Annotated in this window: 20 protein-coding genes and 1 riboswitch; of the genes, 7 read left to right on the forward strand and 13 right to left on the reverse strand. The window is 71.0% G+C overall.

Annotated elements, in window-relative coordinates; all coding sequences use genetic code 11:
- Positions 1–57 precede the first annotated feature (57 nt).
- A complete protein-coding gene (locus FHU30_RS36155) occupies positions 58–1,458 on the forward strand; it encodes an amino acid permease (protein ID WP_253882051.1) in 1,401 nt (466 codons plus the stop codon).
- A 47-nt stretch (positions 1,459–1,505) separates the two neighbouring features.
- On the opposite strand, the gene FHU30_RS36160 is transcribed toward FHU30_RS36155, so the two are convergent.
- Complete coding sequence (locus tag FHU30_RS36160; protein WP_253882052.1) at positions 1,506–2,105, reverse strand: hypothetical protein; 600 nt, start codon at positions 2,103–2,105, stop codon at positions 1,506–1,508.
- A gap of 271 nt (positions 2,106–2,376) precedes the next feature.
- On the opposite strand from FHU30_RS36160, the gene FHU30_RS36165 reads away from it, so the two are divergent.
- The gene (locus FHU30_RS36165; RefSeq protein ID WP_253882053.1) at positions 2,377–3,282 is read left to right on the forward strand and encodes a TIGR03621 family F420-dependent LLM class oxidoreductase; all 906 of its coding nucleotides are present in this window, start codon (positions 2,377–2,379) and stop codon (positions 3,280–3,282) included.
- Between the two features lie 93 nt (positions 3,283–3,375).
- Here the strand turns inward: FHU30_RS36165 and cobN are convergent, their stop codons facing one another.
- Both cobN and FHU30_RS36175 read right to left on the reverse strand, forming a co-directional pair.
- Positions 3,376–7,002, reverse strand: a complete 3,627-nt coding sequence (cobN, locus tag FHU30_RS36170; RefSeq protein WP_253882054.1) for a cobaltochelatase subunit CobN — start codon at positions 7,000–7,002, stop codon at positions 3,376–3,378.
- 58 nt (positions 7,003–7,060) lie between these two features.
- A riboswitch (cobalamin riboswitch) is annotated at positions 7,061–7,185 on the reverse strand.
- Between the two features lie 292 nt (positions 7,186–7,477).
- The gene (locus tag FHU30_RS36175; RefSeq protein ID WP_253882055.1) at positions 7,478–7,975 is read right to left on the reverse strand and encodes an ATP-binding protein; all 498 of its coding nucleotides are present in this window, start codon (positions 7,973–7,975) and stop codon (positions 7,478–7,480) included.
- A gap of 213 nt (positions 7,976–8,188) precedes the next feature.
- On the opposite strand from FHU30_RS36175, the gene FHU30_RS36180 reads away from it, so the two are divergent.
- Complete coding sequence (locus tag FHU30_RS36180) at positions 8,189–9,034, forward strand: helix-turn-helix domain-containing protein (RefSeq protein WP_253882056.1); 846 nt, start codon at positions 8,189–8,191, stop codon at positions 9,032–9,034.
- Between the two features lie 6 nt (positions 9,035–9,040).
- The gene (locus FHU30_RS36185) at positions 9,041–9,232 is read left to right on the forward strand and encodes a DUF397 domain-containing protein (protein ID WP_253882057.1); all 192 of its coding nucleotides are present in this window, start codon (positions 9,041–9,043) and stop codon (positions 9,230–9,232) included.
- Between the two features lie 169 nt (positions 9,233–9,401).
- On the opposite strand, the gene FHU30_RS36190 is transcribed toward FHU30_RS36185, so the two are convergent.
- The 4 genes from FHU30_RS36190 to FHU30_RS36205 form a co-directional block, all read right to left on the reverse strand.
- Positions 9,402–9,869 carry a hypothetical protein gene (locus FHU30_RS36190; RefSeq protein WP_253882058.1) on the reverse strand — a complete coding sequence of 156 codons (468 nt, stop codon included), beginning with the start codon at positions 9,867–9,869 and terminating at the stop codon, positions 9,402–9,404.
- 57 nt (positions 9,870–9,926) lie between these two features.
- On the reverse strand, positions 9,927–10,751 hold the full coding sequence (locus FHU30_RS36195) for a HEAT repeat domain-containing protein (RefSeq protein ID WP_253882059.1): 825 nt from the start codon (positions 10,749–10,751) through the stop codon (positions 9,927–9,929).
- A 209-nt stretch (positions 10,752–10,960) separates the two neighbouring features.
- The gene (locus tag FHU30_RS36200; RefSeq protein WP_253882060.1) at positions 10,961–11,557 is read right to left on the reverse strand and encodes a hypothetical protein; all 597 of its coding nucleotides are present in this window, start codon (positions 11,555–11,557) and stop codon (positions 10,961–10,963) included.
- Between the two features lie 25 nt (positions 11,558–11,582).
- Positions 11,583–11,903, reverse strand: a complete 321-nt coding sequence (locus tag FHU30_RS36205; protein WP_253882061.1) for an ArsR/SmtB family transcription factor — start codon at positions 11,901–11,903, stop codon at positions 11,583–11,585.
- 90 nt (positions 11,904–11,993) lie between these two features.
- Here FHU30_RS36205 and FHU30_RS36210 point away from each other — a divergent pair, with 90 nt between their 5' ends.
- Positions 11,994–12,992: a zinc-dependent alcohol dehydrogenase family protein gene (locus tag FHU30_RS36210; protein ID WP_253882062.1), complete on the forward strand. Its 999-nt coding sequence runs from the start codon at positions 11,994–11,996 to the stop codon at positions 12,990–12,992.
- Between the two features lie 26 nt (positions 12,993–13,018).
- Here FHU30_RS36210 and FHU30_RS36215 read toward each other — a convergent pair whose 3' ends face one another.
- Positions 13,019–13,987, reverse strand: a complete 969-nt coding sequence (locus FHU30_RS36215; RefSeq protein ID WP_253882063.1) for an Lrp/AsnC family transcriptional regulator — start codon at positions 13,985–13,987, stop codon at positions 13,019–13,021.
- A gap of 110 nt (positions 13,988–14,097) precedes the next feature.
- Here FHU30_RS36215 and FHU30_RS36220 point away from each other — a divergent pair, with 110 nt between their 5' ends.
- Entirely contained in the window at positions 14,098–15,585 is a 1,488-nt protein-coding gene (locus FHU30_RS36220; RefSeq protein ID WP_253882064.1) for an MFS transporter, read from the forward strand.
- A 202-nt stretch (positions 15,586–15,787) separates the two neighbouring features.
- Here FHU30_RS36220 and FHU30_RS36225 read toward each other — a convergent pair whose 3' ends face one another.
- The 4 genes from FHU30_RS36225 to FHU30_RS36240 all read right to left on the reverse strand — a co-directional run bounded on the left by FHU30_RS36225 (position 15,788) and on the right by FHU30_RS36240 (position 21,520).
- Positions 15,788–16,384, reverse strand: a complete 597-nt coding sequence (locus FHU30_RS36225) for a dihydrofolate reductase family protein (RefSeq protein WP_253882065.1) — start codon at positions 16,382–16,384, stop codon at positions 15,788–15,790.
- A gap of 50 nt (positions 16,385–16,434) precedes the next feature.
- The gene (locus tag FHU30_RS36230; protein ID WP_253882066.1) at positions 16,435–17,040 is read right to left on the reverse strand and encodes a LysE family translocator; all 606 of its coding nucleotides are present in this window, start codon (positions 17,038–17,040) and stop codon (positions 16,435–16,437) included.
- Positions 17,041–17,875: 835 nt separating this feature from the next.
- The gene (locus FHU30_RS36235) at positions 17,876–19,069 is read right to left on the reverse strand and encodes a polysaccharide deacetylase family protein (protein WP_253882067.1); all 1,194 of its coding nucleotides are present in this window, start codon (positions 19,067–19,069) and stop codon (positions 17,876–17,878) included.
- A 1,236-nt stretch (positions 19,070–20,305) separates the two neighbouring features.
- Positions 20,306–21,520, reverse strand: coding sequence for an MFS transporter (locus FHU30_RS36240; RefSeq protein ID WP_253882068.1), 1,215 nt, complete (start codon positions 21,518–21,520; stop codon positions 20,306–20,308).
- A 134-nt stretch (positions 21,521–21,654) separates the two neighbouring features.
- Here FHU30_RS36240 and FHU30_RS36245 point away from each other — a divergent pair, with 134 nt between their 5' ends.
- A complete protein-coding gene (locus tag FHU30_RS36245) occupies positions 21,655–22,095 on the forward strand; it encodes a MarR family winged helix-turn-helix transcriptional regulator (RefSeq protein WP_253882069.1) in 441 nt (146 codons plus the stop codon).
- 939 nt (positions 22,096–23,034) lie between these two features.
- Here FHU30_RS36245 and FHU30_RS36250 read toward each other — a convergent pair.
- Positions 23,035–24,516 (reverse strand): AMP-binding protein, encoded by a 1,482-nt coding sequence (locus tag FHU30_RS36250; protein ID WP_253882070.1) that lies wholly within the window; start codon positions 24,514–24,516, stop codon positions 23,035–23,037.
- Positions 24,517–24,723 lie beyond the last annotated feature (207 nt).

Below are 24,723 nucleotides of genomic sequence, written 5' to 3' on the forward strand. Positions count from 1 at the left end.
CTCGTAACCTAGAGTGATCGGCGTCAGTTTTTACCAGGACGACGGGATCATTCGAGCATGTCCGAAAACAGTCCAGACCGTCCGGCCGAGCTGCGCACCGGGCTGCGCCGCCGGCACATGACCATGCTCGCCGTCGGCGGCGCGGTCGGCGCGGGGCTGTTCGTGGGCAGCGGCTCGGTGATCAGGACGGCCGGTCCGGCGGCGATCCTGTCCTACGCGGCGGCCGGGGCGCTGGTGCTGTTCGTCCTGCGCGCGCTCGGCGAGATGGTCGTCGCGCGGCCGGTCGCCGGGTCGCTCGCCGAGTACGCGCGGATGGCGCTCGGGCCGTGGGCGGGCTTCACCATCGGCTGGCTCTACTGGTACCTGTACGTGATCCTGGTCGGCGCGGAGGCGGTCGCGGGCGCGGCGATCCTGGCGACCTGGGTCGACCTGCCGCAATGGCTGCTCGCCGCGGCGCTGCTGGTGCTGATGACCGGCGTGAACCTGGTGTCGGTGCGGTCGTTCGGCGAGTTCGAGTTCTGGTTCGCCTCGATCAAGGTCGCGGCGATCGTGGTGTTCCTGGTGCTCGGCGTCCTGTACGTGCTCGGGCTGTGGCCGGACTCGCCCGGCGGACTGCACAACCTGACCGCGCACGGCGGGCTCATGCCGAACGGCGTGACCTCGGTGTTCTCCGCGATCGTCGCGGTCATGTTCGCGTTCGGCGGCACCGAGATCGTCACCATCGCCGCCGCCGAGTCCGCCGAGCCGGGACGCGCCGTCGCCCGCGCGACGAGCAACGTGCTGTGGCGGGTCGGGCTGTTCTACGTGTTCTCGATCTTCCTGGTCGTCGCGATCCTGCCGTGGAACGACGCGAAGGTGCTGACCAGCCCGTTCGTCAGCGCGCTGGACCGGCTCGACGTGCCCGCCGCCGGGACGCTCATGCAGGCGGTGATCCTCACCGCGGTGCTGTCGGTGCTCAACTCCGCGATCTACGTCTCGTCCCGGATGCTCTACGTCCTCACCCGCGACGGGGACGCCCCGGCCGGCCTGACCAGGCTCAACAGGCGCGGCGTCCCGGTCCGCGCGATCCTGCTCGGCACGGTCGCGGCGTGGGGCGCCGTCGTCGCCTCCTACGTCTCCCCCGACCAGGTCTTCAAGTTCCTGATGAACTCCATCGGGACGGTCCTGGCGTTCGTCTACCTGGCGATCCTGCTCTCCGAGCTGCGCCTGCGCCGCCGCCTCGAACGCGACGACCCGTCCAGCCTCACCTACCGGATGTGGCTGTACCCGTACCTGCCGTGGCTGTGCGTCCTCGCGCTGCTGGCCGTCCTGGTGTCGATGGCGTTCATGCACGAGCAGCGGTCGCAGCTGGTGGCGTCCCTGATCAGCTTCGCGGTCGTCGCCGCCGCCTACCCGCTGCGGCGCCGGTTCGGCGCCCGTCCGCCCGTTACCGCCCCGCCGCTGACCCGCTCCCGCTGACCGTTCGGGGACGGCTCTTCGGAACGCGGCGGGGCCTCCGGTCGCCGTCAGATCCGGTTCTCGGGCTGCCCGTAACCCTGCCCCTGCCCGTACCCCTGAGCCTGCCCGTAACCCGGCTGCTGGCCGTAGCCCTGCGGCTGGCCCTGGGCGTACGGCTGCGCGGCGCCGGGCTGGGGCTGCTGCGGGTACGGCTGCTGCATCCCGGGCTGCGGCTGCGCATACGGCTGGCCCTGCTGGACGGGCTGCCCTTGCTGCATGGGCTGACCCTGCGCGTACGGCTGGCCCTGCTGGATCGGCTGGCCGGGCTGTGCCTGCTGGCCGGGCTGTGCTTGCTGGAAGGACTGGGCCTGGGCGGCGCCCGCCTTCTTGGCCTTGCCCGCCTCGACCCCGGCGACGATCACCCTGATCACGAACGCGATCGGCAGGATGAAGACGTAGATGAAGATGTGGTACGTCCCGCCGGAGAAGATGAAGGCGAGGTAGACGGCGTAGCCGAGGAGCGCGACGGAGCCGATGAGGCCGAAGATCCGGTCGCGCACGCGCGTCCCGTTGCCGAACGCGCTCGCGAGCAGCATGCCGACGCCGCTGACGGCGAGCAGCACCACGTACCACGAGAACATGGGCTCGTTGCTGAAGTCGAGGTTCACAGGGGTCCTTGGGGGGTCGTTCCGAAAAAGTCGGGCAACAGTACCGGGACTTCTGCCCTCTGACCAGGGGGTCAGCGGCGTGTGCCGCCGCGCGGACGCTCCGCAGTGGAGCGCCGAAATCCGGCCGTCCGGCAGCTGAATTCCAGTCAAGGCGTCCACTTCTCCCAACGCCGCGTTTACCTTCGATCAAAGGCCATCCGGCAATGGCCGTTCCTGCACCGAAACGGAAAGGAGCCGCCGCGACCAGGGGGGATCACGCACGCTCTCGATAATGGGAGAGAGGAAAATGCGCAACTTCCGCTTCGGATTCACCGTGGACAGCCCGGGCGACCAGGACGAGCTGTCCCGGCTCTGCGGGACCGCCGACTCCTACGGCTACGACGTCGCGCTCGCCGTCGACCACCTCGGACCCGACCGGTCCTCGCCGTTCTCGGTGCTGATGGCGACCGCGTTCGCCTCGCGCCGCCTGCACGTCGGCACGCACGTGCTCAACATCGGCTACTGGAACCCCTCGATCCTCGCGCGCGAGGTCGCCACGCTCGTCCGGCTGACCGAGGGGCGGTTCGAGCTCGGCATCGGTTTCGGCATCGTCAAAGCGCAGTACGACGCCGCGCGCATTCCGTGGCATCCGTTCGACAAGCGCATGGACCTGGTGGCGGCGTCCATCGAGGAGATGAACGGCCTGCTGTCCGCCGAACACGGATTGGAACCGCCGCCGCTACTGGTCGGAGGCGCCAGTCCGCGCGCACTCGGCATCGCCGCCGAGCTCGCTGACATCGCCAGTTTCGGCGGCCGTTTCCAGGTGCCCGGAGAGGAACCGGGAACGCTCCGCTTCATCACTGCCGAAGAGGCCGACAAAGGCGTGGAATTCCTACGCGAAAAGACCGGTTCGCGCATCGACGAGATGGAGGTGAACAGTTTCATCCTGCACGTCGAGGTGACCGACGACCGCCGCGCGGCCGGCGAGCGCATCGCGGCCGCGCGGGAACCCCACTTCCTCGTCGAGGACGCCGAGCACGCCCTCGACACGCCCTTCATGCTGATCGGCACCGAGGAGCAGATCGCCCGGCAGCTCCTGGAGAACCGCGAGCGGTACGGCTTCTCCTACATCACCGTCCGCCGCCCGCACCTGGAGACCTTCGGCCCGGTCATCAAGCGCGTCCGCGAACTGGAGTAACCGCCCTCCGCAGGGCTATGGAGTAACCACCCTCCGCAGGGCTATGGAGTAACCGCCCTCCGCGGCGCTTTGGAGAAACCGCCCTCGGCGGGACTATTCGATGTCTTCAAGGTCGCCTTCCAGGTCGAGGTAGGTCCGGCGGAGGCGCTCCAGGGTCTCGGGGTCGGGTTCGGCCCAGAGGTTCCGGTCGGCCGCTTCGAGGAGGCGCTCGGTGACCCCGCGCAGCGCCCACGGGTTCGACTTCTCCATGAAGGCGCGGTTCTCGGGGTCGAAGACGTACTCCTTGGCGAGCGTCTCGTACATCCAGTCGTCCACGACACCGGCGGTCGCGTCGTAGCCGAAGAGGTAGTCGACCGTGGCGGCGAGCTCGAACGCCCCCTTGTAGCCGTGGCGGCGCATCGCGGCGATCCAGCGCGGGTTCACGACCCGGGCACGGAACACGCGGTGCGTCTCCTCGGCGAGGGTGCGGGTCTTCACCTGCTCCGGCAGGGCCGAGTCGCCGACGTAGGCCGCCGGGTTCTGCCCGGTCAGCGACCGGACCATCGCGACCATGCCGCCGTGGTACTGGAAGTAGTCGTCGGAGTCGACGATGTCGTGCTCGCGGGTGTCCTGGTTCTTCGCCGCGACCGCGATGCGGCGGAAGGTCGACTCCATGTCGGTCCGGGCCTCGCGTCCGTCCAGGCCGCGGCCGTAGGCATAGCCGCCCCAGACGGCGTAGACCTCGGCGAGGTCGGAGTCGTCCCGCCAGTTGCGGGCGTCGATGAGCGGCAGCAGGCCCGCGCCGTACGCGCCGGGCTTGGAGCCGAAGATGCGGGTCGTCGCGCGGCGCCAGTCGCCGTGCGCCGCATGGTCCTCGACGGCGTGCCGGCGCAGGAAGTTGCGGTCGGACGGCTCGTCCAGCGCGGCGACGGCCGCGATCGCGTCGTCGATCAGCGCGATGACGTGCGGGAACGCGTCCCGGAAGAAGCCGGAGATGCGCAGCGTCACGTCGATCCGCGGGCGCCCCAGGTCGTCCAGCGGGACGATCTCGAAGCCGGTCACGCGCCGGGACGCGTCGTCCCATACCGGACGGCATCCGATCAGCGCGAGGACCTCGGCGATGTCATCGCCCTGGGTGCGCATCGCGGACGTCCCCCACACGGTCAGGCCCACGCTGGACGGATACTCTCCCGTGTCGTCCAGGTGACGCTTCACCAGCGAGTCGGCCAGGGCGACGCCGACGTCCCACGAGTTGCGGGACGGGATGGCCTTCGGGTCGACCGAGTAGAAGTTCCGGCCGGTCGGCAGCACGTTGACCAGCCCGCGCGTCGGCGACCCGGACGGCCCGGCGGGCACGTACCCGCCGTCCAGCGCGTGCAGCACCGCCCCGATCTCGTCGCGCGTCGCGTCCAGCCGCGGGACGACCTCGGAGGCCGCGAACTCCAGCAGCCGGACGACGTCCGGGACGTCCGCGCCTAGCACATCGGCCGCGACGGCCGGGGCGCGTCCCACATCCCAGCCGCCGTCCTCCATCGCCTGGACGAGCCGCCGCGCGGTCTCCTCCAGGATGTCGATCACATCGGATCCGGTCCGTCCGCCGAGCGCGTTGACTTCCGCGCCGGGCTCGGCGAGCAGGGCCTTCTCGTCCAGCCCGTGATGCGCCGCGATCGCCGACCGCAGCCCCGGCATGGCCCCGGCGACGCCGCCCCACACCTGCGACGCGCGCAGCACCGCGAGGACGAGGTTGACGCGCGCCTCGTCCCGCGGCTCCTGGCCGAGGATGTGCAGGCCGTCCCGGATCTGGACGTCCTTGATCTCGCACAGGTAGCCGTCGATGTGCAGGACGAAGTCATCGAAGTCGGCCTCGTCCGGCATGTCCTCCTGGTGCAGGTCGTGGTGCAGCTGCGCGGCCTGGATGAGCGTCCAGATCTGCGCCCGGACGGCCGGGAGCTTGCTCGGGTCGAGGTCGTTGACGGTCGCGTACTCGTCCAGCAGCTGTTCGAGTTTCGCCAGGTCGCCGTAGGTGTCGGCGCGCGCCATCGGCGGCACCAGGTGGTCCACGACGGTGGCGTGCCCGCGCCGCTTGGCCTGCGTGCCCTCGCCCGGGTCGTTCACGATGAACGGGTAGACCAGCGGCAGGTCGCCGAGCACGCCGTCGGGCGCGCACTCCTCCGACAGCCCGAGGCCCTTGCCCGGCAGCCACTCCAGCGTCCCGTGCTTGCCCAGGTGGACGACCGCGTCCGCGCCGAACTCGTTGTCGAGCCAGCGGTAGGCGGCCAGGTAGTGATGCGACGGCGGAAGGTCCGGATCGTGGTAGATCGCCACCGGATTCTCGCCGAACCCGCGCGGCGGCTGGATCATCAGCACGACGTTCCCGAACCGCAGCGACGCGAGCACGATGTCGTCGCCGTCCACGTACAGCTCGCCGGGCGGCTCCCCCCAGTGCTGCCGGACGCCCTCCCGCAGCGACTCGGGAAGCGCCTCGAACCACGTCCGGTAGGACGCCAGCGACGCGCGCGCAGGAGCCTTGGACAGCTGCTCCTCGGTCAGCCACTCGACGTCGTGCCCACCGGCCGCGATCAGCGTGTGAATCAGCTCATCGCCACTATCAGCGTTCTCCCACAGCGACGAATCGTCCCCTAGGAAATACCCGGCATCGGCCATCTGCCGGAGCATCCGAACAGCGGACGTAGGCGTATCGAGCCCCACCGCGTTCCCGACCCTCGAATGCTTGGTCGGGTACGACGACAAAACGATCGCCACCCGCTTCTCGGCATTCGGGACGTGCCTCAGCCGCGCATGCCGAACCGCGATCCCGGCGACCCGCGCAGCCCGCTCCTCGTCCGCCGCATACACCGGAATCCCGTCCGGCCCGAGCTCCTTGAACGAGAACGGAACGGAGATGATGCGCCCATCGAACTCGGGGATGGCGACCTGCATGGCCGCGTCCATGGGCACCAGCGCGGCGTCCGACCCGTCCCACGCCTCCCGCGAGGACGTCAGGCAAAGCCCCTGGATAACGGGCACATCCAAGGTGGCGAGCGCCCCCGCGTCCCACGAATCCTCGTCACCGCCCGCACTCGCATCGGCAGCGACAGCCCCACCCGCGGCCAACACGGTCGCCACAACCGCGTCGCTCTGCCGAAGCAAAGCCATCAGCTCGGCATCGGCCCCCCGCAACGACCCGCAAAACACCGGCAGGGCATTAGCCCCCGCCTTCTCGATCTCCCTGCAAAGCACATCGACAAAGGCCGTGTTCCCGGAAAGCTCATGCGCCCGATAGAAGACGACCCCGACCGTAGGACGCCCCTCAGCCCTCTCGTACTCGCCATGCACTCCAAACGATGGCATGGCGACAGGAGCCTCAAACCCCTCCCCCGTAAGCAGCACGGTGTCCGAAAGGAAAAGCGCCAACTGCCGCAGGTTCTCGACCCCGCCCTCACGCAGATAAGCGAGCGCCTCGGCCGCAACCCCCGGCGGCACCGTCGAAAGCGCCATCAACTCGGCGTCCGGATCGGCCTCTCCCCCGAGAAGCACCACCGGCAGCCCGCTCCCCACCAGCGCGTCCACCCCGTCCGGCCAGGTCTTCCGCCCTCCCAGCAACCGCACGACAACGACGTCGACTCCGTCGACCAACGAAGACAGGTCATCGACCCGCATCGGATTGGCCGTCACCCATGCCCCCGCCGCACGGGCGGCGAGCAGCTCGGTGTCGGCGGTGGACAGCAACAAAGCGCGCATCGGCGATGCCTCCAACGGGGTCCGCGCCCCGGCTAGGGTGTTCTGCCGCGACGGCGCGGAGTCTCCTGGCTCCCGGATCACCGCCCCCGCCCCGGCCTTCCAGCGTCGCCGCCGTGACCAAGCGTGAGGGGGGACTCCCCGGTGACAGTTGCGGGACAGCTCCGGACTCGCACCGGATTCCTCGCCCGCCGTCGCCGCGCCAGTCTACGGAACCGTCACCTTGACCTCACCCCCGCGATTCCGGTGGCCCCCGGCCCGCCGGAGGCGTAACCTTCCCTATGTCGGCGAGTGGGGAAGCTCGACCGGCCGAAACGCCCGACCTCACCTAGCCGAGGCCGGGCGTTTCGCTTGGTCGAGCAGGCTAATGCGGCCATCGCAAATCACCGGCCACTCCGTCCCCCCGGCTTCGCGGCCTCGAACGCCGCACCCTCGAACGGACGGGAAACGCCTCCGCCGATTAGACGGCGGGCAGCGCCTAGAGCAGGGAAAAGCCGATGGCCTTGCCGAGGCCGGGGCGGGAGCAGGTGGTGGTCGGGTAGGCGGCGCAGCGGCCGGCCGTGAGTTCGTGGACCATCGAGAGCCCGCGCCCGTCCTCGCCCAGGCCGTCGATGAGCGCGTCCAGGTCGTCCGCGTCGAGGACCGGCGGCGGACGCAGCAGCTCCGGCACGCGCCCGAGAAACGGATCCGCGTCCGCGATCTCGCACCAGATAGGCCGTCGCGACGACCCCGCGAACAGCACCCGCAGCTCAAGCGGCGGCTCCGCATGCTGAACCCCGTTGGCCGCAAGCTCGGCGGCCACCAACTCCAGGTCGTCAACGGCCCCCGCCGCAGTGCCCGCGCGTTCCAGCAGCTCACGAACTATCTCCCGCGCCCGCCGCTCCGCCCTCGCCGGATGCAGCCGCCAAACCCGAGCCGTCCACGGCCCCGACGGCACGCTCCACGGCTCGGCCGCGAGCCGCGCCGCCACCGGCACCGTTACACCCCTCGTGGTTCTTCGCATCGCGCCACCTCGCTCATCCGAACCCATGCGGCCATCTCGGGGAGCTTCAGTCCGAACCAGCCCAGATGATCACACTGCGTAGTATCTTCGTTGCTTAAAGCTCCCATTCCATGCTGTGCCTCGGCAACAAGTTGCAGCACTGGAAACACCCCCCAGCTGCCGCTCCCCTGCGGCGAGGAGGCCGTGATGCCCCGGAAAGCAGCGACCGCACGCGGCAGGACGCTCGGTGCCGAGCTGCGCCTGCTGCGCAAACACCTCGGTCTCAGCACGCGGGCGGCGGCCGAGCGCATCGGCTGGACGGCGGCGACCCTCAATCGCACGGAGAACGGACTGCGCGTGGCCACCGCCGAGGAGGTCGCCGCGGTACTAGGCGCCTACGGAGTGGTAAGCGGTGAACGCGAGCGCCTGCTCGCACTCGCCCGCGACGCGGAGATGCCGGGCTGGTGGGAGCCCGGCGACAGCATCTACCCGACCCCGCTCAAGGCGCTGATCGGTTTCGAGGCCCAGGCCGTCCGTATCACGAACGTGGAGATATCTCTCGTCCCTGGGTTGTTGCAGATCCCGGAGTACGCACGCGCCATCATGGCGGCATCCGGGATCCCTCCCCTGGAGATCGAGACCCGCGTCGCGACCCGCATGGGACGGCAGGCCATCCTCAGTCGCCCGCAGCCGCCGAAGCTCCTCGCCCTCATCGACGAGGCCGCGCTCCGACGCCCCGTCGGTGGCCGCCACACCGTGATCGAACAGCTCCGTCACCTGCAACGACAGGTCAGAAGGCCAAACATCGAGGTCCGGGTGATTCCACTTGAGGTCGGCGCCCACCCGGCGCTTGCGGGCCCCTTCACCATTCTTGAGTTCGACCGCGCGAACACGCTCGTCTACCAGAGCAGTAAGCGCGCCTCAATCTTCGTGGACGCAGTATCCGAGGTAGCTGAATTCGTTGCATGTGTGGATACGCTGAAGGCTGCGTCGCTTCCCCCCGACCGGTCGAACGCGCTGATCGCGAAGATCATCGCCTTCTACGGGAGTTGATAGGTTGTGCAGCCTTCCCACGATCTCAATTGGCGTAAGTCGTCGCACAGTGACGAGGAGGTCAACTGCGTCGAGGTCGCACGCCTGGTCGGCGCTCACGTAGGCGTCCGCGACTCCAAGGCCCCCGACGAGCCGGCCCTCACACTCGACCGGAGCGCCTGGCTGTCCCTCCGCGCGACCTTGGGCGAGGGCGGCTGACCCCATACGGCGTCCGAGGCCGCTGATCGCGCGGGACGATAGCTCCTCGTCCGGACTGCTGCCGGTATCGGCGTGAGTTCAGTGGACGTGGCGGCGTTGCGCTGACGTGGAGTTGTTGCACTGCGAGCGAGATGTCTCAGGTTCGGTGCGGGGTTGCCGCGCGCGTGAGTCAGTACCAGCGAGTGAACGCAGCCGCGCCTGACCGGGCCTCGGCCGCGTCGCGAAGGACACGCAAGGGAGCCTCAAGGAGCGCGGCAGCGTCGAAGTCCGGCTCGTCCCCCATCGTCGTCATCCAACTGGCGGTGTCGGCGATGATTTCGCTTCGGCGGGCGGCGGAGAGGTCGAGAGCGGCTTCGGCTTTGGGAAGGGCGTCCGCGACTTCGTCGGCGGAGAGCAGGAAGTTGCCCATCGTGCCCGGCAGGGCTGAGGCTGCGGCTGCACCCAGGGCGTTGTAGAGGGCCGCTGCCGGGTCCGCCTTGCGGGCGGCGGCCACGAACGGGGTGCCGTGCTCAGCCATGAGGTAGGTGGCGGCGTCCTCGATGTCCTCGATCGCGTCCGATTCGTTGATTTGGGACGCGAGGTGTCGGGCCGCTTCGTCAGGGATGGTTCCGATGACCCAGATGCCGGTAGAGCCCATCGGGTGAGCCTATTGTCCGTGGGCGTCGGGGAGGGCGTGCGCGGGTGGGGTGGGGGATCAGGGGGGTGGGTTGGGGAGGCGGGTTCGTTCTTTGGTGGGGTCGCGGACGGTTTCTGCGGCTTCGCGGACGTCTGGGTGGGGGTCGTCGGCGAGGGTGTCGAGGAGTGCGGGGACGCCTGGGGTGGTCCAGCGGGAGATCGTCCACACCAGGTCTTCGCGGACGGCGGGGTCGGGGTGGGAGGCGAGGCGCGCCAGTTCGGGGACGGGGCCCTTTCGGCGCATGGCCAGCCAGTGCAGCACCTCGCGCAGCACGGTGGGGTCGCCTGGGTCGCCGGCGGCGGTGAGGCGGGCCAGTAGCTCGCGCGTGGGTGGTGCGGGGCCGTCCAGGGGGTGGGGTAGGCGTTCGCGCAGGCGGCGGGCGCCGTAGCCGCCACGGACTCGGCAGCCGTAGCAGGTGCAGGGGCGCCTGCCGTGCGCGTCCGGCTGGTAGCGCCAGCCCGCGACCTGCGGGACCGTCCGGATGCTGCGCACTTCCTGCGGCAGGACCTTGCGCGGGACGAACACCTCCCAGCCACGCGGGTCGTCCAGTTCCAGGATGCGGCCGACGGCCTCCGCCGCGCGAACCTCGGCGTGCGGGCCTCCGTAATGTCCCGTGAAGACCGGCTCCGAGTCGTCCAGCCGGATGTGGACGGCGACGAGCCTGCCCTGCCCGCCCCAGTGCGCGAGTTCCCGCAGCCATTGGTGCGTCAGGGTGAAGGACGGCAGCACAGGGAAGCAGTAGACGCCACGGGCGGAGTCGTATCCGTGGCTGACCGCGCGGATGCCCGAACGGCGGATGCGCGGGACGTTTCCGGCAGGTGTGAGGTGCACGAAGGTCGCCATGCGCTAGCCCCGGACGCGAGGCTCGACGGAGGCGTCGCCATTGGTTTGGGACACGTCCGCGTCGGGTGGAATGACGTCGCTGGCGGGAAAGCTCATCGGGTGAGCCTATTCGCCGGGTTGCGGATCTGTCGGACGATTTGGACGGTGACGAGCCACGACGCGAAGCGAAGCAGGGGTCGTACTCCTGGCTGCCGAGTCCGGTCTGCCGCTTACGTCCGATCGCGGTGCTCGGATGGACGCCATGGGGTGAGGGCGTCGGGGATGTCGGCCGACCAGGTCCGAAACTCGGGATAGGTCGCTACCCCTGCGTCCAGAACGGCCTGGTAGACGCGGATGCCCTGGAGCGGGACGGCCTCCGCGTAGGCGGCCTCCTTGATCGCGAGGATGCGGTCGCGCGTGGTCGGGGTGAGCGCCTGGAGCATGGGATTCACCAGGTCACAGCCGCGCGGGCCCGGGTGGTCGGTGGGCAGCAGCCACATGTCGATCTTCCAGAGGACGTCCGCGAGCTCGTACTGGAGCTGGAAGTAGAGGCCCTGGTCGGGCTGGTCCAGCGCGTTGGTGAACTTGGCGCGGCGGACGCCCGGCAGGACGGCCAGGGACGACAGGACCGACCAGCCCGCCTCGACCGTCGGCGCGGCCGTGTAGGTCTCCATGTCGATGTCGGGCTCGACGACGAGGTCGAGCGCGACCGACCCGACGAGGCGGTGATCGCCCACGGCGGACCAGCGGCGCGCCAGCTCCAGGTCGCGGACGATCTCCAGCGCGGTGGCCCGGCGCGCGGCGGCCCGGGTCCGGAGGTCGCTCACGCGGCGGCGCGGGGGCGGAGGGCGCTCACGCGGCGGCGAGGTCGGCGGCGACGATGGCTTCGAGGAGGCCCGGGAAGGCTGCCTCGAACTCGTCGCCGCGGAGGGAGTTCAGGCGGGACGTCCCTGCGTAGTACTGCCTGATCAGGCCCGCTTCACGCAGGACGTTGAAGTGGTGCGTCGCCGTCGACTTGCTGACCGGGAGGTCGAAACCGCCGCATTTGACGTCCTCCGTGGCGTCCCAGAGCTGGGTCACGATGCTGCGCCGGACGGGGTCTACCAGCGCCTCCAGGACTTGCTGGAGCGTGACGTCGCGGAGGTCGGGGTGCGGCGGGGTGCGGTCGTCCATGCGGACCATAGTACGACGGCCATCAAAGTTTGACATCCGTCGAACTTAGGCGTTGAGTGATCACCCGCAACGGACGAACGGAGGGTCGCGATGGCCAGGACGGTGTTGTTCGACGAGCTCGGCGGGCCCGAGGTGATGCGGCTGGCGGACGTCCCGGTGGGCGAGCCGGGGCCGGGCGAGGTGCGGATCCGGGTGGGCGCGATCGGGCTGAACCGGGCCGAAGCGCTCTTCCGCAGCGGCGTGTACATCGAGCCGGTGAAGGCGTTCCCGGCGCGGCTCGGATACGAGGCGGCCGGGGTGGTCGAGGCCGTGGGCGAAGGCGTGCAGGGCCTCGACGTCGGCGACGCGATCAGCACCATGCCGGCGTTCTCGCAGAACGACTACGGCGTCTACGCCGAGCGGACGATCGTGCCCGCCCATGCGGTTTTGCACCGTCCTGACCATGTGAGCGCGATCCAGGGCGCGGCGGTCTGGATGCCTTACGTCACCGCGTACGGCGCGCTGGTCGAGGTCGGCGGGATGCGGCCCGGGGATACGGTCGTCCTGAATGCGGCGTCCAGCAGCGTGGCGCTCGCGGCGCTCCAGGTCGCCGAGCGGACGGGCGCCACGGCGATCGCGCTGACGCGAGGCGAGGCCAAGAAGGACGCGCTGCTCAAGCTGGGCGCCGAGCACGTCATCGTGACCGAAACCGAGGATGTGGTCGAGCGCGTCCGCGAGCTGACCGACGGCCGGGGTGCGCAGTTCGTCTTCGACGGCGTGGCAGGCCCAGGCGTCCTGGAATTGGCCAAAGTCATCGCCCCGGACGGAATGCTCCTCGAATACGGAATGCTCAGCGGCGAGCCGACGCCCTATCCGGGATTCACGCTCGGCATGCCGGCATTGAACATGCGGACGTACACGATGCATGAAACGTCCCGCGATCCCGAGCGAATGCGCCGGGCCGTCGCGTACGTGACCTCGGGCCTGCGTTCAGGCGCGTTCCGTCCCGTCGTGGACCGGACGTTCGACTTGGAGGACGTCGTGGAGGCCCACCGCTACATGGCCTCCAACCAGCAGATCGGCAAGATCGTCCTGACCGTCAACACCTAGCCGGTCGGCACATTTCGGGCGCGGGTTCAGTGGAGGACTCGGCCCAGGCGTTTGAGGTTGCGGATGACCGGGGTTGATTCGACGTGGGTGACGCCGGGGAGGGCGGCGACGCGGTCGGTGAGGTAGCGGTAGAGGTCGTGGGCGTCGCGGCAGAGGACGGTGGCGGAGAGGTTGGTGGCGCCGCTGGTCGCGGCGGCGAAGACGACCTCGGGGTGGGCGGCGAGGGCGCGTCCGGCGGCGTCCAGGCCGGACGGGGCGACCGTCATCCACAGGCGGGTGCTGTGGCTCAGGCCGACGAGCCGGAGGTCGAACTCGGCGTAGAAGTGCAGCGCGCCGAGCGAGCGCAGATGTTCGACGCGGCGCCGGACGGTGGACGGGGACCAGCCGGTCGCGGCGGCGAGGTCGGGGAGGGCGGTGCGGCCGTCGCGGGCCAGGACGTCCAGAAGGGGACGGTCGTCCGGACCGCAATGCGGGATGTTCGCGGGGTCGGCGGCGAACTCCCGTTGCGGACGCAGCGCCGCGACCTGCTCGGGTGTCAGGGCGTCCAGCAGGCGGATCGGGCTGGGCGAACCGTAGAAGACGTGCAGGACCGAGTACGCGGCGACGTCGACGATCCGGCTCGTCCGCGGGAGCTTTTCGAGCAGGAGCTGTTCGGCCTCGTCCGGGGTGGCGGCGCGCGTGATGCACTGCACCTCCGTCCCGCCCGAGGCGAGCTGGACCCAGGCCGTGTCGGGGCGGCGCGCGAGGGCCTCCGCCACGGATTCGGACGAACCGGGCGTGCAGCGGAGGCGGAGGATCCAGCGGCCGTGGGCGAGGTAGCCGGCGGGCGGGACGGCGACGACGCGGAGCAGGTCGGCCGAGCGGAGGCGGCGGTAGCGGCGCGCCACGGTCTGGTCGGACACGCCCAGCACCTCGGCGATCAGGTTGAAGGGCGCGCGGCCGTCGAGCTGCAGCGCGTGGATGAGCTGCCGGTCGATGTCGTCGATATCCACCATGACAGCTTAGAGAATGTCGAAATGCGTCCAGGATCGTGCTTCTGAGTCGTCGATCCGCCGTGGCTCGCCCGAGAGTCGTCGGCAGGTCAACGACTCGGAAGGAGCCGGACATGGGCAGGTGGGGACCGCTGGCGGCGGTGTGCCTGGGCGCGTTCATGCTGCTGGTGGACGTGAACATCGTGACGGTGGCGCTGCCGGACATGGCGCGCGGGCTCGGCACGACATTCGGTGCATTGCAGTGGGTGATGGACATCTACGCGCTGACGCTCGCGGCGCTGCTGATGGGCGCGGGGACGCTCGCCGACCGGATCGGACGGCGGCGCCTGTACGTCAGCGGGCTCGTGACGTTCGCGGCGTCCTCGCTGGTGTGCGGGGCGAGCCCGGACGCGGCGACGCTCATCGCGGCGCGGGCGGTCCAGGGCGCGGGCGCGGCGGCGATGTTCGCGACGACGGTGGCGCTGATCGCCTCGTCCTACGAGGGACGCGAGCGGAGCGTGGCGTTCGGGGTGTGGGGCGCGGTGAGCGGCGCGGCGTCCGGGGTCGGGCCGATCCTCGGCGGACTGCTCACCCAGCACCTCGGCTGGCGGTGGATCTTCCTGGTGAACCTCCCGGTGAGCGCTGTCGCCATCGCCGTGACACTGCGCCACGTTCGTGAGACGCGGAGCCCGGCGGCCCACCGGCTGGACGTCCTGGGCCTCGTCCTGTTCGCGGTCGCGGCGGGCGCGCTCACCTTCGGCCTGACGCGGGGCGGGGTCGCGCTCTGGGCGTCGGTCGGGATTGCGGTCGTGTCGGGGGCGGGGTTCGTGGCCGTCCAGAGGCGGGCCGCTTACCCGACGCTCGACCTGGGGCTGTTCCGGCGGCCGGGGTTCGTCGGGGTGATGATCGGATCGCTGGCGATGTCGGGCGCGGCGTTCGCGACCCTGATCAACACGTCGCTGTGGCTGCGGTCGGTGCTCGGCTTGTCGCCGATGGAGGCCGGGCTGGTGATCTTGCCGCTGCCGGCGGTGTCCTTCGTCACCTCCTTGCTGGCCGGACGGTTGCTGCACGGCGTCACCCCGCGCTGGACGGTCGGCGGCGGGCTCGCGCTGATCGGCGCGGGCGGGTTCGCGCAGGCCTTCCTGGACGCGGGATCGGACTGGACGGCGCTCGTCCCGGGCCTGGTCGTGACCGGAATCGGAGCCGGTCTCGCCCTGCCGAACGTGACGGCGGCGGCGGTCGCGGCCGTCCCGCCCGAACGCGGCGGGATGGCATCGGGCGCGGTCGGCGCGTTGCGGCAACTCGGCTACGCCCTCGGCGTCGCGGTGCTCGGCGCGGTCTTCCGCTCGGCCGTGCCCGGCGACCCGGCCGCCTCGCACGACGCGTCCGGGTTCGCGTCCGGCCTGTCCGCCGCCTACGCGACGGCGGGAACACTGGCGCTACTGGCCGCCGCTGCCGTGCTCCTACTCGTCCGCCGCTCCGCCCCGCCCCAGCAGGACGCCCCGTCCGACCAGAAGGCCCCGTCCCGGCAGGACGCCCCGTCCCGGCGAGCCTCCGCGCCCGACCGAGGCCAGCCGTCCCCGGACCCGACCTCGCCCACGGCTTCGACCCGCTCCTCATAAAGGACGCGTCCTCAGCTTCGGCCGCAATCGCGGAACCTGCCGGAGAAGCTTCGGCCCCGGCCACCGAGCCGACCAGAGGACCGGCCACGGGTCCTGCGACGGGACCGGCTCCGTCCATTCCCGCCCGCCCCAGTTCCGGCACCGGCCTTGCGCCGACAGCCAGGTCCCAGGCGGGATCACAGTGGGACGTGGGCCGGGGGCGTCAGCGGACCACCTCGTAGCGGTGCAGGACGACGCCCTCGTCGAAGGTGCGGGTCTCGATCAGACGCAGGTTCAGCCGCTCGTCCAGTCCGGGGAACAGCGAGGTGCCCCCGCCGAGGACGACCGGGTGGACGGCGATCCGCAGCTCGTCGAGCAGGCCGAGGCTGGCCAGCGAGGACGCGGCCCGCGCGCCGCCCATGAGGAGGAGCCCCTTGCCGGGCTCCTCCTTCAGCGCGCGGATCTCCGTGTCCAGGTCGTCCCCGATGACCTTCTCGGCCCATTCGTCCTTCTGCAGGGTCCGGGAGATGACCATCTTGCGGGACCGGCGCCAGATCGGCGCGTACCGGACGACGTGCGGGTGGTCGGTCCTGGACTCGGCGTCCGGCCACCAGGCGGCCATCATCTCCCAGGTCACGCGGCCGTAGAGGGTGATGTCGTTCTCCTCGCCGAGGTCGAACGAGTAGTCCGACAGCTCCGGACCCATGACCGGCCAGTCGAACTCGCCCTGCGGGCCCTTGGTGTAGCCGTCGGCGGTGGTGTGGATGAAGTAGGACAGCTTGCGCATCTCGTGCTCCTCGTCTCGGGTGCTTCCACCCATGAGTCGGAGCGGGCCGGGGCTCCTCTACATCCCGCCGGAAATTTTCCGGATCAATCTTTCCGGCCGGTCGCGGCGATGGTCACGCCGAGTCCGATCATCATCAGGCCGCCGGTGCCGCCGACCATCGCCAGCCGCCGCGGCGACCGCGCGAACCAGCTGCGCGCACCCGCCGCGAGCACGCCCCACATGCTGTCGAACAGCAGCGCGATCAGGCAGAAGACCACGCCGAACAGCGCCATCTGCATCGGGACGTGCCCGGCGCCCCGGTCCACGAACTGCGGGAGGACGGCCGCGAAGAACACGCTTGTCTTGGGGTTGGTCACGCCGACGATCAGCCCCTGCCAGAAGGCGCGCCGCCCGCCGCCGTCCGTCCCGCCGCTCTGACCGAGCGCCTCGGTCAGCTTCCGCCGATGCCGGAGCGCCTGGACGCCCAGGTAGACCAGGTAAACCGCGCCGACCAGCTTGATCGCGGTGAACAGCACCGCGGACTCGGCGACCAGCGAACCGACGCCCAGCGCGACCGCCGCGGCGAGCAGCAACGCGCCCGTCTCATTGCCGAGCACGCTGGTCAGGGCCGTCCGCCGGCCGTGCGCGAGCGCCCGCCCCACAACGAACAGCACCGACGGCCCCGGCACGAGGATGATCACAGTGGCCATCGCACAGAAGGCCAGCAAACGTTCGGGTGACACCATGCCGGGAGATTACGTCCCACCCGAATCCCCAGACCACCAAGTTTCGCCCCCTGAGACACCCCCACCCAGCCCCCGCGACACACCACCGCCACACCGCCTCAAAACGCCCCGTCCCGCCAGCCGCCCCGCCCCGCCCCCACCAGCGCCGCCACCACCCAGGAGCCGCAGCCAGTCACACCGCAGCACTCACGCCGCAAATCTCGCGTCCGGACACATCGCAAGGCCCATGCCGGGACCGCACCGTCCCGGCAAGCCCGTCGCAACGGCCACGTCGATACGGCACCGTTGCGACGGTCACGTATCAACGGTGGCGTGTCAACGCTCACGTCGCTACGACACCGTCACGACGGCCGCGTCACGACAGCCACGTCGCCACGCGCTCGCGCCACGACGGCTGCGCTGCAACGGGCACGTCACCACCGTCCCCCTCCTGCTGCCACGCCGCACCGTCCACGTCGCTACGGTCACGTCGACACGGCAGCGTCGCGACGGACACGTATCAACGCTTACGTCGCGACCGCTACGTCGCCACAGTCGCGTCACGACGGATGCGTCACGACGAGCACCCTCATGCTGTGCGCGTCGCATCGCCCGCGTCGCCCACGGTCAGTCGACACAGCAGCGTTGCGACGGTCACGTCGCGACGGTGGCGTGTCGACGCTTGCGTCGCTACGGCAGCGTTGTGACGGTCGCGTCACGACGGTTATGTCGCAACGTCCGCGACGCGACGTCCGGACGTAACGGTTGCGTCGATACGGGGGCGTTGCGACGGAGCTGTTGGGGCGGGGCGGGTCGGCGGTTAGTGGGCGGGAGCGGCGATGGTGGTGGAGCCGGCGCCGGGCCAGCCGGTAGACGGTTCTTCGCCTACGTCGAGTTTGCGGAGCTGGGCGAGGACGCGCGGGTCCTGGGCGTCCAGCCAGTCGACGAGGGTGCGGAAGGAGACGCATCTGGTCTGCGGGCGTCGGCAGATGCTTCGCATGAAGTCCTCGACGGCGCTCATGTAGACGCCGCCGTTCCAGTCCTCCAGGTGGTTCCCGACGATGAAGGGGGCGCGGTTGCCGTTGTAGGCGCGGTCGAACCCGTGGAGCAGGCCGTCCCGGACCTGCCGTCCCCAGTAGGGGCGCCGCGACGGATCGCCCTGGTAGCCGCGGGACTGGTTGGCGAGGAAGTTGTAGTCCATCGACAGGACTTCGAAGTTGCGCCCCGGGAAGGGGACGGCCTGGAGCGGCAGCTCCCACATGCCGTCCGACTTGTGCGGCCAGACCTGCGTGCCCGTGCCGCTGGAGTCGTAGCGGAACCCCATGGTCCGGGCGGCCTTCCGCATCGCGGAACCGCCTTCCAAGCAGGGCGTCCGGCCGCCGATCAGTTCCTTGTCGTAGTCGAACGGCAGCGGCGGCTCGTTCGTCCAGCCCGTGGTAGTGCGCCAGTTCCGGACGAACCACTTCGCCTGCGTGATCTCCGAGCGCCACTGCGACGGCGACCAGGACCCGACGCCGCCCGGACCGCAGAAGTGCCCGTTGAAGTGCGTGCCGATCTCGTTGCCGTCCTGGTACGCGCCGCGCACCTGCCGCAGCGTCCGCAGCACGCTCTTGTCGCTCAGCCAGGGGATCGCGGACGATCCGCGCGGGTGGCCGGGCGGACGGTACAGGTTCGACTTGGACTTCGGCAGGAGGTAGAGCCCGGTGAGGAAGAAGGTCTGGGTCGCCCCGACTTCCTTGCCGACGGCCCGGAAGTGCGAGAACAGCTGGTTGTCGTCTTCGCCCGCTCCGTCCCAGGAGAACACGACGAACTGCGGCGGCTTCTCTCCCGGACGTAGGCGCTGCGCCTTGACGACCGGGGGCGCGCCCTGCCCGGACGCTCCGTCCCGCGCGTCAGGGCCGGCCGCCGCCATGGGCGCGGACGGACGGTCCGAGGACGACCCGATCCACCACCAGCCGATCCCGCCGACCGTCACGGCCGCAACGGCGGCGGCCAGCCCCTTCTTCGTCACCACACCCCCAAACCTGGGGGACGCGCCCGCGCCTCCCGCGACACCCGGCCGACGCCGACCGCTTCCGTGCCGCGAATTGACCGCCCCTTGCCCGGCTTCGAGCCCCACGGGCAGCGGACGGCCCATCCCGCACTCCAGCGAACCCGCCCTCCGCCCGCCAGCCCGCACCACGCCGCACTGCGTCCCACAAAGGCTGCTGGACTGGGCGGTCCCGCACCGCCGAACGGACCGCTGTGGCGACGATGCCGCAGCCGGCGAACAGCCGCGCGCGGGGCCCGTCCAGCTCCGCGCAGCCCAGCGCAGCACAGCACAGCGCGATGCCAGCAGACGTCGGACGGGCCAGCTCACACACGTCGGACGAGCCGTCCCCCACATCCCGGGACGGGCGTCTCGCATCGCCGGACGGGCCGTCCCGCAAACGTCGAAGGGGCTGGCCCGCACACTTCGGACTGGCCGTCTCACACATCTTGGGAGGCGCCGTCCCGCAAACTGCGGACGGGCCATCCTGCGAACGTCGAACGGGACGTCCCACATACGCCCGACCGCCCGCCCCGCCGAGCAACGGCGCGGACCATATGGGCAGCGCCGGACCGCCCCGCCGACCGCGGTCCCGCTGCGCAGGCAACCCAACGGCAGACGATCCGGGCGAACAGCATCCGGACCGTGCGGCGCGACCAACAATCGCGGTCCGCACCGACCTGTCAGGGCTCGCGGGCCTGCCGGCAACAAGCGCTCCTGCGAAACTTTCCACCAAGCACAGCCCGTCCGTCCGGCTCTGCGGACGGGCCAGCGCCAGCCGGTCCGTGCAGACCGTCCGACAACCTCGCGGGCCGTCCGGTCGGCACCGCGGACGATCCAGCGAGACGGACCGGATGGTCAGCGCTCGGATGGCCGGGCCGCGCGGGCCGGGCCAGCAGCTCACGAGTGGCGGACGGCGCACGACCAGGCGGACCGCGCGCGGTCGGTCTGGTCGGCGCTGCGAACCGTTCAGTGACAGGCGGACCGGGCACGCAGCGCTCGGATTGGACAGGCGGCGCGCGCGAGCCGGGTTGGCAGCACACGATCGGCGGACGGCGCACGGACCGTGCAGGAAGGTAGCGCGGTCCGTGCGGGTAGGGAGCATTCGGTTGGGTGCGGAAGGGCGTCCAGTGGAGGGCAGGTCTCGCCGAAACGGAGACGGGTCGTCGGGTCCTCCGGGGGCGGGCCGGGAGGAGGGCGGGTCGTTCGGGAGGCGGTGGGTTAGGCGGGTTGGGTTTGGGGGTCGGCGGGGGCGGGGTCGGCGGCGATGGGGGTGGAGGTGGTGTTGCGGGAATCGGTGCGGCGTTCCAGGAGGCCGGATGCGACGACGAAGAGGAAGCCGCCGATGCCGAGGAGGCCGCCGACCCAGCTGGACGAGGTGTAGCCGAACCCCGCGTCGATCGTGAGGCCGGCGAGGAACGGGCCGATCGTGTTGCCGAGGTTGAAGGCGGCGATGTTGGCTGCGGACGCGAGCGTCGGCGCGCCCTTCGCGACGTTCAGGACGCGGAGCTGGAGCGGCGCGACGGTGGAGAATCCGGCCGCGCCGAGCACAGTGATCCCGATCACGAGCGTGACCTTGTTGTGCGCCGCGGGGAGGAACAGGAAGGTCATCGCGGCGGTCGCGCCGATCGTCGCGTACAGGGCGGGGACGAGGGCGCGGTCGGCGAACCGTCCGCCCACCAGGTTGCCCGCGAACACGCCGACGCCGAAGAGGATCATGACGATCGGGACCGCGCCCTCGCCGAAACCCGCGACGTCCGTCATCGTGGCCGAGATGTAGGTGTAGACGGTGAACACCGGGGCCCAGCCGAGCACGGCCATGCCGAGCGCGAGCCAGACCTGCGGGTTGCGGAAGGCGCCCAGCTCCTGGCGCAGTCCGCCCTCGGGACGGGCCGTCTTGGGGACGAGCGCGGCGACCCCGGCGAGCGCGATCACGCCGATGAGGGAGATCGCCCAGAACGTGGCGCGCCAGCCGAACTGCTGTCCGAGCCACGCGCCGGCGGGGACGCCGAGGACGTTGGCGATGGTGAGTCCGCTGAACATCAGCGCGATCGCGCCGGCCCGCTTCTCGGGCTTGACCAGGTCGGCGGCGACGACGGCCCCGACGCCGAAGTAGGCGCCGTGCGAGAACGCGGCGAGGATCCGTCCGGCCATGAGGACGCCGTAGGTCGGCGCGAGCGCCGAGAGCAGGTTCCCGGCGATGAACAGGCCCATCAGCGTGAGCAGCATGCCCTTGCGCGGGAGCCGCGCGCCGAGCGCGGTGAGCAGCGGCGCGCCGACGACGACGCCGAACGCGTAACCGGAGACCAGCAGGGCGGCCGTGGGGATCGAGGTGTGGAAGTCGCGGGCGAGGTCCGGCAGCAGCCCGTTGGGGACGAACTCGGTGGTGCCGATGCCGAAGGCGCTGATGGCCAGGGCCAGCAGGGCGAGAGGCATGGGGATCCTTCCGGTTAGGATGGTTGGCGTGCGCGGGTAACAAGCGGAAGCATTAGTTGCACGCGCTGGTTACTTGCATGCGCCGACTATATGCGTATGCAAGTAGCGCGGGTCAACCGTGGAAGGGGTGAGCCATGTCACGCGACGACGAGGCCAGGGCCGGAGGCTGGCGGACGCTGGCCGCGCTGCACGCCCGCATCGAGGACGAGATCGAGCGCGCCCTCCAGCGCGAGCACGGCCTCGCGGTCAACGAGTTCTGCGCCCTGCACCACCTGTCCAAGCCGGACACGCCGAGCGTCCGCATGCAGCAGCTCGCCGACGTCCTCGTCCTCAGCCAGAGCGCCACCACCCGGCTGGTCGCCCGCCTGGAGGAGCGCGGGCTCGTCCAGCGCGTCCTCTCCCCCGAGGACCGCCGCGGCATCTGCGCCCAGGCCACCGACGAGGGCCGCGCCCTCATGCACCGCGCCACCCCGACCCACAACACCGCCCTGGACGCCGCCCTCGCCGGCGCCGCCGACCTCCCCGAACTCAAACCCCTCGTCCAGGCCATCGAACTCATCGGCGCCAAGGCCTGACTTCCAACTCGCGCCCGATTCGTCCCGCCGCCCACCAGGTCACCGGCCGCCGGGCCAGCTCGCCCTTCGTTCCCGCGGCTTTGGTTCGTTCCCACCTGCAGCTGGGCCAGCCGTGCTGCCGCGACGTGCGCACGCCGACCAGCCGGTACGCCAGCGCAATAGCGCGAACGCCTGCTTCGATTTAGACAGGCGGCCCCCGTCCACCTCACCGCCCTGCGATGCCGACAGGAGCGGCCCGGACGTTTCACCGGCCTAGCCCGTCAGCCCCAGCCTCGGCGTTCAACCCGCCTGGGACGTTCGACTGGCACGCCTCTCCCGGCCAACCTCTCCCGGTGGCCCCTGATCGTTTCACCGGCCCGGCCCGTTCACCCCACCCACGGCATTCGACCCACTGGACGTTCGATCGGCGCGCCTGCCCCCGCCGACCCTCGGTCGTTTCGCCGGGCCCGGCCGGCCGGCCCAGCCGCGGCGTCGGCCCACCAGGGACGTTTCGACCAGCGCCTCGCTCGCGCATCTGCCCCCGCCGACCCCGGGCATTCGACCGGCCCGGCCAGTTCGCCCTGGTCGGAGCGTTCGGCCCACCTGGGACCTTCGGCTGGCAACCTCTCCGCCGGCCCGCGGTCGCTCACCCGGCCTAGGCACTCTGCTGTGTCGGGACGCGCGACTGAGCCAGAACGCGCGACTGAGCCAGAACGCGCGACTGAGCCGGGGCGCGCGACTGAGCCGGGGCGCGCGACTGAGCCGGGGCGCGCGACTGAGCCGGGGCGCGCGACTGAGCCGGGGCGCGCGACTGAGCCGGGGCGCGTGGCTGAGCCAGAACGCGCAACGGAGGCAGGACGTGCGGCTTAGCGAGAACGCCCCGCTGGGCTGGGACGTGCGGCAGGGATGGGACGCGCGGCTAGGGCGGGGGACGGTTGGCTGGGCGGGGGGACGGTTCGGTCAGCTCGGGTGGAGGGCGGAGCGGCGGATCTTGCCTGTGGATGTTCGGGGCAGTTCGGCCAGGAAGTTCACCGTGGCGGGGACCTTGTGCTCGGGGAGGCGTGTCCGGGCGAGGTCGAGCAGCTCGGCGAGCAGGACCATCTCGTCCGCGCCGGTGATCGCGACCGCGTACGCGTGCAGGACGCCGGGCTCCGCGGCGTCCGGCACGACCGCGACCTCGACCAGCCCCGGATGCTGGCCGAGGATCCGCTCGACCTCCAGCGGCGACACCCGCCGCCCCGACACCGTGACCTGGTCGAGCACCCGGCCGTGGTGGTGGACGAACCCGTCCTCGTCCACGTGCACCAGGTCGCCGGTGCGCAGCCAGCCGTCCGGCGACAGCACCTCCGAGGTCTGCTCCGGCTTGCCGAGGTACTCCAGCATCACCGACGGCCCGCGCACGTACAGCACGCCGGGTTCGCCGGGACGGGCGGCCCGGCCGTGCCCCGACTCGTTCCGGACGGCGATCTCGTACGGGTCGAGCGGCACGCCGAGCGCACCGCGCCGCCGCCGCGTCACCGTGTTCGACACGAACGTGTGCCCGACCTCGGTGCTGCCCAGGCCGTCCAGCACCGGGCAGCCGAGCACGTGCTCGATCCGGTCGGCGAGGGACGGCAGCAGCGGCTCCCCCGCCGACGCGGCCGCGCGCAGCGAGCCGAACGCGCCGCGCACCCCGGCGTCCCGCTCCGGCGCGGCGACCAGGCGCGCGTACCAGGTCGGAACGGTGAACAGCAGCGTCGGACGGTGCCGCCGCGCCTGCTCGGCCGCGCCCTCGACGCTCGGCTGCGCGGCCCACAGCACCGACGCCGCACCGCTGAACATCGGGAACAGGACGGTCGCGCCAAGCCCGTACGGGTAGCACGCCTTGGCCAGCGAGAACACCACGTCCGCCTGGGTCATCGCGAGCGCGCCGACGCCCATCGCCCTGAAGTACGCCTCGGCGTCGGTGTGCCGGTGCACCGCGCCCTTGGGCTTTCCGGTCGTCCCGGACGTGTACTGGATGTAGGCCGGATCGTCGGCGTCCACGGCCACCGGGCCCGGGACGAACAGGGGCTCGTCGGCCAGATCGTCCCCGGTCAGGACCTGCACGGACGGGAACCGGGGGGACAGTTCGGGCGCGCACACCACGGCCTGCGGCGCCGCGTCGGCCAGCACGTACGCGTGCTCCCGCTCGCCCTGCTCGGGCCCGGTCAGCACCGCCACCGCGCCGAGCCGGAGCGTTCCGAACAGCGCGGCGACCAGCGCGACCGAGTCGGGGAGCGCGAGCAGCACCCGGTCGCCGCGCCGGACCCCGGCCGCGTGCAGCACCCCCGCCGCGCGGGCCGCCGCGTCGTGCACCTCGCCGTGGCTGAAAGTCGAGTCTCCCGCGTAGAACAGCGGCCGGTCGCGCCACCCGTGGGTGTCCGCGCGTCGGGCCAGGATGGACGCGAGATTGCCTTCCATGTCGGGGCTCCTTCCGCCTGGGGGCGACAAGCGGAGGCTACGCCGGGTAGGCATACCGACACGGCGTGTTCACGGTATTTCGGTCTGACTCCGGCGGCAATTAGGTCATACCTACGGACGTCGCGACGTGACCCCCCTTGCCCCAAAAGGCCCATATCTGAACACCCGCCCGCGCGAGCCCCCGCCCCGAATTTCGGCCCCAGCCAA

Origin of the sequence: Actinomadura rupiterrae (assembly GCF_024172125.1) — a bacterium.
GTDB lineage: Bacteria > Actinomycetota > Actinomycetes > Streptosporangiales > Streptosporangiaceae > Spirillospora > Spirillospora rupiterrae.